General features: G+C 57.7%; 15 protein-coding genes and 2 pseudogenes. 9 read left to right on the forward strand and 8 right to left on the reverse strand.

Features of this window, described 5'->3' with window-relative positions; all coding sequences use genetic code 11:
• Positions 1-84: 84 nt before the first annotated feature.
• On the forward strand, positions 85-576 hold the full coding sequence (locus ACR52_RS25775) for an HIT family protein (protein WP_048730762.1): 492 nt from the start codon (positions 85-87) through the stop codon (positions 574-576).
• A 182-nt stretch (positions 577-758) separates the two neighbouring features.
• Here the strand turns inward: ACR52_RS25775 and ACR52_RS25780 are convergent, their stop codons facing one another.
• Positions 759-1,226 carry a GNAT family N-acetyltransferase gene (locus ACR52_RS25780; RefSeq protein ID WP_048730765.1) on the reverse strand — a complete coding sequence of 156 codons (468 nt, stop codon included), beginning with the start codon at positions 1,224-1,226 and terminating at the stop codon, positions 759-761.
• 12 nt (positions 1,227-1,238) lie between these two features.
• On the reverse strand, positions 1,239-1,673 hold the full coding sequence (locus ACR52_RS25785; protein WP_048730767.1) for a GNAT family N-acetyltransferase: 435 nt from the start codon (positions 1,671-1,673) through the stop codon (positions 1,239-1,241).
• A gap of 790 nt (positions 1,674-2,463) precedes the next feature.
• Here ACR52_RS25785 and ACR52_RS31925 point away from each other — a divergent pair.
• The 3 genes from ACR52_RS31925 to ACR52_RS25795 are packed head-to-tail and all read left to right on the forward strand — an operon-like array spanning position 2,464 to position 3,647.
• A complete protein-coding gene (locus tag ACR52_RS31925; RefSeq protein WP_406955515.1) occupies positions 2,464-2,589 on the forward strand; it encodes a helix-turn-helix domain-containing protein in 126 nt (41 codons plus the stop codon).
• Positions 2,590-2,602: 13 nt separating this feature from the next.
• Positions 2,603-3,193 (forward strand): hypothetical protein, encoded by a 591-nt coding sequence (locus ACR52_RS25790; RefSeq protein WP_048730768.1) that lies wholly within the window; start codon positions 2,603-2,605, stop codon positions 3,191-3,193.
• Positions 3,194-3,212: 19 nt separating this feature from the next.
• Complete coding sequence (locus ACR52_RS25795; protein WP_048730770.1) at positions 3,213-3,647, forward strand: DUF6678 family protein; 435 nt, start codon at positions 3,213-3,215, stop codon at positions 3,645-3,647.
• A gap of 36 nt (positions 3,648-3,683) precedes the next feature.
• On the opposite strand, the gene ACR52_RS25800 is transcribed toward ACR52_RS25795, so the two are convergent.
• Both ACR52_RS25800 and ACR52_RS30820 read right to left on the reverse strand, forming a co-directional pair.
• Complete coding sequence (locus ACR52_RS25800) at positions 3,684-4,547, reverse strand: sensor domain-containing diguanylate cyclase (protein WP_048730772.1); 864 nt, start codon at positions 4,545-4,547, stop codon at positions 3,684-3,686.
• 66 nt (positions 4,548-4,613) lie between these two features.
• Positions 4,614-4,763 (reverse strand): hypothetical protein, encoded by a 150-nt coding sequence (locus tag ACR52_RS30820; protein WP_161799321.1) that lies wholly within the window; start codon positions 4,761-4,763, stop codon positions 4,614-4,616.
• Positions 4,764-4,856: 93 nt separating this feature from the next.
• Between ACR52_RS30820 and ACR52_RS25805 the strand changes: the two genes are divergently transcribed.
• Positions 4,857-5,438: a helix-turn-helix domain-containing protein gene (locus ACR52_RS25805; RefSeq protein ID WP_048730774.1), complete on the forward strand. Its 582-nt coding sequence runs from the start codon at positions 4,857-4,859 to the stop codon at positions 5,436-5,438.
• 17 nt (positions 5,439-5,455) lie between these two features.
• On the opposite strand, the gene ACR52_RS25810 is transcribed toward ACR52_RS25805, so the two are convergent.
• On the reverse strand, positions 5,456-6,064 hold the full coding sequence (locus ACR52_RS25810) for a LysE family translocator (protein ID WP_048730775.1): 609 nt from the start codon (positions 6,062-6,064) through the stop codon (positions 5,456-5,458).
• A 97-nt stretch (positions 6,065-6,161) separates the two neighbouring features.
• Between ACR52_RS25810 and ACR52_RS25815 the strand changes: the two are divergent.
• From ACR52_RS25815 to ACR52_RS25825, 3 genes and pseudogenes are all read left to right on the forward strand, one after another.
• Positions 6,162-7,039, forward strand: a pseudogene (locus ACR52_RS25815) (LysR family transcriptional regulator).
• Between the two features lie 101 nt (positions 7,040-7,140).
• A complete protein-coding gene (locus ACR52_RS25820; protein WP_048730776.1) occupies positions 7,141-7,680 on the forward strand; it encodes a YbhB/YbcL family Raf kinase inhibitor-like protein in 540 nt (179 codons plus the stop codon).
• A 5-nt stretch (positions 7,681-7,685) separates the two neighbouring features.
• The gene (locus ACR52_RS25825; protein ID WP_048730778.1) at positions 7,686-8,507 is read left to right on the forward strand and encodes a helix-turn-helix transcriptional regulator; all 822 of its coding nucleotides are present in this window, start codon (positions 7,686-7,688) and stop codon (positions 8,505-8,507) included.
• A 41-nt stretch (positions 8,508-8,548) separates the two neighbouring features.
• On the opposite strand, the gene ACR52_RS25830 is transcribed toward ACR52_RS25825, so the two are convergent.
• From ACR52_RS25830 to ACR52_RS29865, 3 genes and pseudogenes are all read right to left on the reverse strand, one after another.
• Positions 8,549-9,022 carry a hypothetical protein gene (locus tag ACR52_RS25830; protein WP_048730779.1) on the reverse strand — a complete coding sequence of 158 codons (474 nt, stop codon included), beginning with the start codon at positions 9,020-9,022 and terminating at the stop codon, positions 8,549-8,551.
• A gap of 81 nt (positions 9,023-9,103) precedes the next feature.
• A complete protein-coding gene (locus ACR52_RS25835; protein ID WP_053221260.1) occupies positions 9,104-9,655 on the reverse strand; it encodes a hypothetical protein in 552 nt (183 codons plus the stop codon).
• 170 nt (positions 9,656-9,825) lie between these two features.
• A pseudogene (locus tag ACR52_RS29865) lies at positions 9,826-9,939 on the reverse strand (transposase); the annotation flags it as partial.
• A 330-nt stretch (positions 9,940-10,269) separates the two neighbouring features.
• Between ACR52_RS29865 and ACR52_RS25845 the strand changes: the two are divergent.
• Positions 10,270-10,527 carry a hypothetical protein gene (locus tag ACR52_RS25845; RefSeq protein WP_048730781.1) on the forward strand — a complete coding sequence of 86 codons (258 nt, stop codon included), beginning with the start codon at positions 10,270-10,272 and terminating at the stop codon, positions 10,525-10,527.
• The last annotated feature ends 158 nt before the right edge of the window (positions 10,528-10,685 follow it).

The following is a 10,685-nucleotide window of genomic DNA, read 5'->3' on the forward strand; positions in this document are numbered from 1 at the left end:
GATAGACACAGATCGCGGGCTTTTTTGGGATACAGGCACCCGCGCTTGGTATCCTGCCTGGCCTGCTTTCCTGGATGCATGCCAATGCAGATCGACCCCGCTTTCATCCTCCACGAAACCGAACACTGGCGGCTCAACCATCACCTGGCATCGAAACTGCCGGGCTACCTGATGCTGGGTGCCAAGGCGCCGATCGATTCGCTGGCCGATATGCCAGATGCTGCACTGGCGGAGCTGGGCGGATTGCTCGCAAAAACCCAGCGCGTGATGGAGACACAGCTCAAGCCCAAGTGGCTGTACATCAGCCGTTATGGACATATGCCGGGTTTCCCGCTGCACTTTCATTTCATCCCGGTGTACGACTGGGTGGAGGATGCGTTCTGGCAGGATGAGCGTTATCGAGTGCTGCAACATTTTGGCTCGCAGGATTTGGCGCAGACGCTGACGGATGGGGCGGAGTTGACGCTATTTGTGTGGCGCGAGTTTGGCGAGAGCCTCACGCCGCCGGCCGTTCAAGAGGATTCATTCGATCTGGTCATCACCCGGTTGCGCGCAGCTTTCGGGGCGGAGCGATGAACAAATGTGGGAGTTGTCGAGCTTTAGCGAGGCTGCGATAGCGGTGGGTCAGGCGACGAAAATGTCAGCAATGCCGGCCCCATCGCAGCCTCGCTAAAGCTCGACAACTCCCACATTTGATCTGATTCGTCTTGAGATCAGTTTTGTTCGTAATTGACAATCGAAGCTGTTCCTTGTGCCCCTCAGACTATGCGCTTCGTCATCGGAATACACGCCAACTGCAACCCCGACGGGGAGTGATAAATCGCCTGCTCGCTCCCCACATACCCGCGCTGTTGGTAAAAGCTTGCGGCGTTCAACGTCGCATCCAGCACCACTTCCTGAATCTCCAACTCCCGCGCAAGGTCTTCAAGAAAATCAAGCATCGCCTTGCCATACCCGCGCCCGGTGAATGCGGGCAGCACAAACAACGCGCCCACTTCGTTATTGGCCAGATCGAGCATTCCGGTGGCGACCGGCTCGCCGTTCACCCAGCCCAGGTAAAACGGCTTGTCCATCAGCGCGCTGTAGCCGTCCTCGGCTTTGCCTCGGGTCCACAGCGCCATTTGTTCAGCGGTGTAGGCGCCGATGCATTGGCTGCGAATGGCTTCACGGCGGATGTCAAAGGCGGTGTTGGCATCGTTCGGGGTGGCGCGTTTTATTTCCAGCATGGGGTCCTTCCTTCATGCGTTTTCGTTGCCCGGTTGGGTGAATGAATAGCGGTCGATATCCGTGCGCAATGTCCAGCCCTGGCCTTGCCAGTACTCGGCGGCGCGGGTGTTGGTCTTGAAGACATCGAGGTGGCATTTGTGGATGCCCAATTGCGCCAGCGCGTCGAGGCAGCGCTGGGTCAAGGCTTGCGCGATACCCTGGCGACGAAAGTCCGCCAGCACCAGCGCGTGTTGCAGGTAACCGCGTCGCCCATCGTGGCCGCACATGACGCAGGCGATCAGCCGGCCTTCGGTTTCAGCGACGAAACTCAGCCCGGGATTGCGCGCCAGGTAGCGCTCGGTGGCTTCGCGGGAGTCGGCGTCACGCAGGGAGATGCCGGGAGTGCTTTGCATGAGCGCGAGGATGGCGTCGTAGTCGGACGGTGTCATTTCGCGGATCGAATACATTGTTTTGTACCTGAGTGCCGGGCCGAAGCTCAGCATACTAACGCTGATTTATTGTAGGCGCTGGCTTGCCGGCAAAAATCGTCAACGATGACGCTGGCAAGCTGGATGTACGCGGCGCTCTCAGGTTTTTCACTGGCAAGTCGGGTCCTACAGGAAGGCACTGTATGGCATGGTGGATGCCGTGCCCTGTGCCGGTTGGCATCATGATCGGCGCCATCAACCTGTAAGGCGCGGAGCTGTCGATCATCACCCTGGTGCAGACCTTTGCGTACCGCAGGATTTCTACAGCCAAAAGCCACGCAGTGATCTCAACCATCGTGCTCGCGGCCTGCGCGATTGCTGCGGTGTAATTGGATGCTGTGCGAGCGATTGTTTGCCTTGTGTCTGATTAGCCAATTGAGGTGTTATGGCCAGCGATTACACAGGCTCGATCCGAGGGAGGTTTAGTCTGGGTTAGTGGATAGCAGTTGCGAAGCGGAGGCCGAGTCGGTCTGTTTTGGTCCCAGAGTGTGTAAAAACGCTTCGCCAAAATTGAAGTGTGCGCGTCTACGTTAAATCTGAAATTTATCGGCACGTCAGCAGATGTGGATTTCGCGTAGAAACGCGATTTTCAGTCCGGTTTTGAGTAGCGGTCGCGCTCAAAACTGTTTTTACACAGCCTCGGCCGAAAACGGTCAGTCGTGTACGGCTGCATCTCGGCGGTGGCGATGTCACACTCGGGGTTCGCCCTGCGCTTCAAGTCGATGCTGGGAGTGGCGCCGCTGGAATACCTTCGGCGCTGGCGGATGCGCTGCGGCGCAAATCGGGATCGGTTGCCAGGATTGCGGTAGACCTTGGTTATGCCTCTGAAAGTGCGTTCGGCAATGCCTGTAAGAGAGCGTTTGGGCGGTCGCCCAAGCAACATCGTCTCGTTTGAAAAGGAGCTTTAATTGGACACTCAGCTTTTGGCGGCAGTGATCGTTCCATTGGTCATCACCTTTTTTACCTTGATCGTCACCTGGCTCCATAACTCCGCGAGCATTTCCCATCAGCGCACCCAGCGCTTGATGGAACTGGTGCAGTCCGGCGCCTGGCGGACGACTCATCCGCTGGTATTGGTGATGAGCGTGCGTGAAGCGTTCGGCTTACGAGTCAACCTTGATGCCCGGGCCCTGCGCCTGGCGCTTGAGTACGAAGATCAAGCGTTTGAAGCGTTGCAAGGCTATTTGAAAAACCGCGAGTTCATACGCGTGTCCGACGATGGCCTTCGCTTCCAAGGGGCGAAAGTATTCGGCAGTAGACGAAGCTATAAAGGTTGGCCCACTCGTGTTTACGCAATAGGGCTGACCTTATATGCCACCTTGCTATTCACTTCCTCCTATCTGGTGAATGTCAGTGGTTACCCAAGCGCCATATGGCTATCAGTATTAGCTGGCCTGCTCCTGCTTGCCTGCATTGGTGTGGCGCGCAGTTTGAATCGTGCCGAACGGCTGTTGAAGTTGCCACCGATCGGTACAGCCCAAACAATGTTGCTACCGTGAACACTCGACAGGACTGAATATGAGCGAACTACCGAGCTCCGGCGCCGGCCGCGACGATGCAACACGCAAGAAAATCCATGCAGCCGTCGCGTCGAGAAACCTCGCAAGTGTAGCGAACAATACCAAGTGGGATGAGCTGATCAGCCATTTCCGCCAGCTTGAGGGTTGGCGTCCGTCTTACCGATCCAAGTGGGTCACAGGGTACATATCAGAGTGGGACGTCGAGTGGTTTTACCACCTGCCATTTCCATTTGCGGGCGTCGAATGGTTCGACATTGGTCTGTGGGAAGCCGCGCCCTCGCAAGGAACGCTACTTGCACGTACAACCATTGACCATACAGAAGAAATTTCAAAGGTCATCGCACACATCGGGTTCGAGTTTGAGGTGCGCGCCGACGTTCTGAGAATTTGGGGATACCTCCCAAAATCGTATGAAGACTTTCCACCCGCATGACAGGGTGATAGCAACTGCTGACTTCAGTTACCCACGTCACTCCGCTGCAAACCGATGCCTTTTTATCCGGTACATATCACCATCCGCATGGCTGAGCAGCGTATCGGCATCCTCCCCATCCGCCGGATAAAAGGCCACGCCGATACTGCAGGATGGCATCTTCAGCCCGCCAAACTCAGCGCCCAGCGGCTCGGCCATGACCGCGAGTATCTGCGCCACCTTCCCGGAAACGGCGCCCTGCGACTGGATATCCGTCAGCAGCACCGTGAACTCATCACCGCCCATCCGGGCCACCAGGTCGCTCTCACGCACGCAGCCTTCCAGCCGTCGTGCTATCACGCAGAGCACACGATCGCCTACGGCATGGCCATGCACGTCGTTGATGCCCTTGAAGTCATTGACGTCCAGAAAGAGCAACGCCAGCGTGGTGTTGTGATGCTCTGCTGCTTGCAGGGCCGCGTCCAGTCGGTCATTGAACAGCGACCGGTTGGTGAGGGCCGTCAGCGGATCGTGATGAGCAAGAAAACGTAACTCCTCCTCAGCTTGCGTAAGGGCCGTGATGTCCCGCGCAACGCCGATCCGCGCGCCTACCTCTTCAGACCAGAAGGCCGCCCACAGGATGTGCACGACGCTGCCATCCTTGCGGATATAACGGTTGCGGAAGTCGACGTGAGGTTTGCCATTCATGACCCGCACAATCGAGGCCCGGGTGCGCGCCAGGTCCTCAGGGTGCATGTAGTGGGTGATCAGCGTGCCGGTCAGCTCGTCGGCGCGGTAACCCAGCAACGCTTCGCAGGCATCACTCACAAATACAATCTGGTTTCCACTGTCGACAACAAACACTGTATCCAGCATCAGGTGGATCAGTTTGGGATAGAGAGCTTGCAGGTCAACGGGCATAGGTCATCGGGCGTCCGGTTCATATGGACCGATCATAGCCCGATCATGAAGAGAGGCGGAAAGGAATCATAACGGCCCGCAAAATAGCCGCAAGCAATGTTGCTGCCCCAACTGAGCCGCCACCAGCAGGCTGCGCCACCCTTCGAGGTCGTAGAACAGCGCCCGCCAGAGCAGCCACAACCAGTGGTAGTAGAGGTGGAACACGAACCAGATCATTCGGCGACTCGGATTTTATAATGAACGAATGATTGCTATGCTGAACAATAGGCAGCAGTGCGTCAATCCAATCCAGGATGATTTAAGAAACAAATGACCGATATAGCGAACAATTCGATCAGCAACACACCGAGCCGAATCGACCTGCTGGCCCTGTCGATCAAACGCGAACGCCAGTCCGCCGGGCTTTCGTTGACCGAACTAGCGAAGCGCGCCGGGGTGGCGAAGTCAACCTTGTCGCAGCTGGAGTCAGGGATCGGCAACCCGAGCATTGAAACCCTGTGGTCGCTGGCCACGGCGATGGGCTTACAGGTGACCCGGTTCTTCGAACAACCCCAGCAGAACCTGAGAGTGATTCGCGCCAATGAGGGGCTGACGACCTATTCCGAAAATGCCCACTACGCGGCGACACTGCTTGCGGATTGCCCGGCGGGCGTGCGGCGCGATATCTATCGGCTCAAGGTGCAGCCCGGCGAAGTGCGCCTGTCCCAGCCCCACCCGCCCGGCACCGTAGAGCATGTGGTGCTGTGCAGCGGCAGCGCGAATATCGGCCCGGCCAATGAGCCCGTGCTGCTGCAGGCCGGTGACTACATCAGCTATCTGGCGAATGCGCCGCATGTGTTCGAGGCACTTGAGGCGGATACCACGGCGGTGATGGTGATCGAGCACCCTTGAGGCGTGGCTATGTGCCCTCAGGCATGGATAGGCAGCGCCAACCCAAACAGTACAAAAAAACCGCCACAGACTTTATTGAACCGGCGCCCGGTTCGGGCCAACCAGGGCCTGACCCGGTGCGCTGCGCTGGCCACCAAATACTCCACGACGAACTCCACGACGGCGTAGGTCAACGCGATGGTAACCGTCTGCGCGATGATGCTTCTGTGCGGATCCAGGAACGGTGGAATAAACGCGGTAAAAAGCAGCAAGGCTTTGGGGTTCGAAATAGCCGATACCAGGCCCTGACGGAACAGCGACCAACGCCGCGAACGGGTAGCGCCGGTCGCCTCAAGACTGACCGGTGCTGCCCGCCAAAGCCCGAAGCCCAGCCAGATCAGATACAGCCCGCCAACCACCTTCAACGCCGTGAACCAACTGGCCGACGCCTGGATCAATGCACCCAACCCCAAGGCGCAAAATGAAAGCACGATTGCAAAACCGAGCACGCCGCCGGTAATCGTAAACAGCGTTTTGCGAATCCCGTGAAGGGCTCCATGGGTAAGCACCAATAACGCATTGGGCCCTGGTACTACCGCGATGCCGCAGCAGGTAACCAGGTAAAGCAACCAGGTCTCAAATGGCATGATCCGATCCAGTAGGTGTTGGTTGAGCCAGGATCTTGCGGGTGACCAAACGATCATGAAAAGCACATAATTCACGTCACAGCCATTCGATTAACGAATAGAGGTAACCGCGACGCCAGCCAGTGATCTGCAACTCGATTGGCTCAAATGCTTCGTGGCGGTAGTGGATGCCGGTTCGCTGTCTGGCGCTGCCCACGAGGTCAACCGGTCGCAATCCGCCGTCAGTATGCAGATGAAAAAGCTGGAGGCCGCGCTTGGGCGGCAGTTGTTGAGCCGTGGCCCCCGGCACCTTCAACTGACCGCAGACGGCCAGACGCTGCTGAGCTATGCCCGTCGCATGCTCGCGCTTCACGCCGAGACCCAAGCGGCGTTTCACGGTGAAGAGTTAACCGGGCGCATCCGCCTGGGCGTCGCGGAAGACTATGCGGCCAGGTATCTCACGCCGCTTCTGAAGCGTTTTTCGCCGCGCTACGCAGGCGTAGAAATAGAACTGACGTGTGAACAGTCGACCGCGCTTATCCCGCGTGTGCGCAGCGGCGACCTTGATCTGGCGCTGGTGTCCAGGGACTCGCCTCAGAGCGGTACATTTCTGTTCAAGGAGCCCATGGTTGGGTGGGCTCACCGCAGTTCGAACTGTGGCGGCGAGACCCGATACCTATCGCCGTCTACGAAAGCGCAAGCCTGGCTCGGCGTTATGCGGTGAATTCACTGACCCAACAGGGCCGCGAATTCAAGGTGGTCTACAACAGCTCCAGCCTTACCGGCCAGGTGGCTGCCGTTGAGGGCGGGCTCGCGATTGCCGCGATCACTCAGTGCACCGTACAGGATTCGCTTCAGGTATTGGGTGACGAGCACGGCTTGGGAAACATTGAACCCATGGAAGTTTCGATTCTGCGTACCCGGGCGTCTCGCAGCTCTAAAGCGGTCAATAGCCTGAATGCGTTTATCATCAGGGCGCTGAGAACTCAGGCTTAGTGGACAGAGCATTTCGGCACAATCATCGAGCGCTTCGGCGCAGTCCTGCGTTCCGGCGCTGTTTAGGCTTAACGCTAAACCCACGCCTGGACACCACCGCGATGAAACTCAAAGCACTTGCACCTGCGATCACCCTGATCATGGCCGCCAGCGGGCACGCCGCCAGCCTCTCACTCAGCAGCCCGGACATTGCGGACCAAAGGCCGCTGACTCACCTGCAAGAATTCAACAGCTTCGGCTGCAACGGCGGCAACACCTCCCCTGCCCTGGCCTGGACCAACGCCCCGGCGGGCACCAAAAGCTATGCCATTACCGTTTACGACCCCGACGCCCCGACCGGTAGCGGCTGGTGGCACTGGACCCTGGTCAACCTGCCCACCACCGTCAACAGCGTGCCTGCCAATGTGGGAGCCAACCTGCCTGCCGGAGCGGTGCAAGGGCGCACGGATTACGGCCAGCCCGGCTTTGGCGGCGCATGCCCGCCAGTTGGTGACGCACCGCATCGCTATCAATTCACCGTGTGGGCGTTGAAAGTCGACAAGCTGCCGATCAACAATCAGTCCAGCGGCGCCCTGGTCGGCTACATGCTCAATGCCAACAGCCTGGCCAAGGCCACAATTACGGCCTCTTACGGACGCTAGTCACGATGGATGTTCATGAAGGTTTGCGGCACCGGGAAAGCATCATCGAAAGCTGCGTGATCAGGGCCCGGCAACATCACACCCTGCAACGCGTGCCGATCTTCATGACGGCCCTGTGCCGCGTGCGCCAAGGGCAAAAGCTGATGCAGTGGGACGAGCGGGAAATGCGCGCAGGCCCACAGCATTTGATTTTACTGCCCGCGGGCCGCGAGGTCGGCGTGACAAACTTTCCCGGTGCCCAGGGTGACTACATCGCTGATGTGGTGGCTTTTCCGGTGGTGGTGTTGCGTAATTTCGTCGCCCGCTATGGCGCGCAGTTCACCCGCGCGACCTCGGGCAGCGTCAGTACAGACCTGTGCATACGCCTGGATAAACAGACCCGACAAGCCTGGGACCAATTGCTGATCGCACTGAGCACCGGCGCCCCGGCGACCTTGTGCACCCACTATGGCGAAGCCGTGCTGCTCTGCCTGTGCCTAGCCGGCCAGGCGGGGCCGTTGCTGATGGATCGCAACGATCCATTGAGCGAGCGGGTACAGCGGCTGATCGGCAGCAACCTGTCCAGGGACTGGACCGTTGCCAGCGTCGCGCAGCAATTGAACCTGGGTGAATCCACCCTGCGCCGACAGCTGGCCAACGAGGACGCGAGCTTCAGGTCCATTCTGGAAAATGTTCGCCTGGGGGCGGCCTTGCAACAGCTGCAAACCTCCAGGGATTCCATCGGGGAGATTTCCATCGCGTGCGGGTATGCCTCGGCTTCACGGTTTGCAGTGAGGTTTAAGTCGCACTATGGGCTTTCACCACGGTCGTTGCGGGCGTCGATGTGAGGTTGTCATGACGCAGTGAGGCCTAAATAAATCAGCCCCCTTTAACTGCGCAACAAAATTGCGTATGGCAACTCACTCTCAATAATTTCAGGTGAGCGGAAGTAATAAATTGCCCTCTGGCCTTCCAGGCTCTTATGAACGAACGCGCCGTCAGATATGACGCGATAAGAGGCGTACTCCAAAAAATGCTGTGGGTCCAGAGACCTCAAAGCACCGCGTATACTGCCGTAGCTCATTCCCGCTTCAGATGGAAGCAACTCCACCGGTGGAAAACATTCGGCCATATCATCGCTTTCAATCTCTCGAAAATAGGCTCGACGAAAGGCAGGCTCACTGGATGCCCAAAAAAGTGAACCCAGCTTGATCCTTTCCTTACCCTCCTCAAAAACGCTATCCGCTAAAAAATACTTCGAGTCTGAGATTTTATATACGCCGTCTTCCAGAGCAATTCCGCCCTCCGGCAAATCGACATAACTCCCAACCCTTAACTTACATAGCGTTGGCCAATCAAGCATGTCTAACCCTCCGAACCTGTGGTGAAGACGGGGACGAATCCATTTTCGATCTATCCCTTTTGGAGCTGTTGCGGGTGATGACTATTTAGCAACTGATCCCGCGGGTTTCATACCCAAACATGCCGGGATGCCGTTTTGGATGGCTGGCATCGGCACCCGTACGTCTTTCCCATCTACCCGCCCCAAGCGACTCAACTCCACGCCGCACTTGTTGCCTCGCACGTTCAACGTAACTTCATATTCAGCGTTGGCTTCCGGGGTCAGTCCCACCTGGAAGCCGCACATCCAGTTATAGCCGTCAGTGCTGACAAAGACATAACCCTCAGTGCCCGGCTTGACCTTGATTTCCAGAAAGCCCCGGGCCTTGGCCGGCGGCGGAACAATCATGCCCGCACGGCGAGGAGTGTCCGGCACGTAAAGGTTGTTGAGCGCCCCTGCCTCTCGCCCCGCGCAGTGCTGGTCGTCGAGGTAATAAAGCTTGGCGTTTGAGGAGTTGGACACGAATCGCAGCTTGGCAGCGTCGGGCTCGGTGGCGTCGACGTAGTTATTTTTGGCCGCACACCCTGCCAGCAAAGAGGAAAACAACGCAGCGAAGACAATAGCGCGAGGCAAACGACGCGGGAAAAACGGCATGGGGTTCATCCTTGAAACACGAAAACGAGTGCGTGATGCTACTGAAGGGCGTTATCACTGTCCATTTGCAGCATCACGTGGATCACATCGATGATACTGATACTTTAAACTTCGCCCCTTTTTGCTTTCATCCGAATTTCACACCCGTGGTCCAGCCACTTACCTTGCTGGCTATGCGTCGACACGCCAAGACGCGCCGCCACATCAGCGACAGGCAGCTTCTTTTCGGTCACTTGATTGACCGCTTGGATTTTGAATTCTTCGGGGTAACGCGGGTTGCTAATGGCACCTCCTAATTGGCCTCAGTTTAAGGCAAAGAGGTGTCTACGAAACCCGGGGCGATTCATTCCCAAAATAGTCACTATTTCCGCAAACCAGCCCTGTAACCGCAACGGCCCCCGTTGCCCCGCGAAAGTCAGCCATCTATAGTCCGCTCCGTCGCCAGCTTGATCGGCGATGGGATTCGCAGCCCTAAAAAAGAATTACCACCAAAAACCGTTGAGCCCGACAGATCCGATTTTCGGTGATGTCTCGTTTTACGGCTGTTCGATACTTTTTCTTTCTTAGGGATTTCCACCTTGAAAATTCAACACCCGCCCCGCCGCTTCACCCCCATGCCCCAAACCGCAACCGACTACCCTGTCCTGCTCATCGACAGCGACGCCCCGCTCGGCGAGTTGCACGCCTGCGCCAGCGAGCGCCTGAATGCCGCGCTCGCCTACCTGCATCTGATGGCCTGTTCCAATGTGTCCGACTATGCCGAGCACGATATCAATACCGTCGCCAATACCGCCCGGATCATGGTCCAGGATGTGGCGGATGTGTTTACGGTGATGGAGCGGCGGGGGTTTGATTCGCCTGCTGTGGGGTGATGTGATTTGAGCTGTGAGGAAACCCGCTTTGGCGGGTTTTCTAGTTTTTGTGAAGGGTTGGGAGACCCGCTTTTTGTGGCGAGCGGGCTTGCCCGCGTTGGGCGGGGAAGCCGCCCCCGTATGACCGCCGCAGTGTGTCAGGCACACCGCAGTTGCAG

This window comes from Pseudomonas fildesensis (genome assembly GCF_001050345.1).
Taxonomy (GTDB): Bacteria; Pseudomonadota; Gammaproteobacteria; order Pseudomonadales; family Pseudomonadaceae; genus Aquipseudomonas; species Aquipseudomonas fildesensis.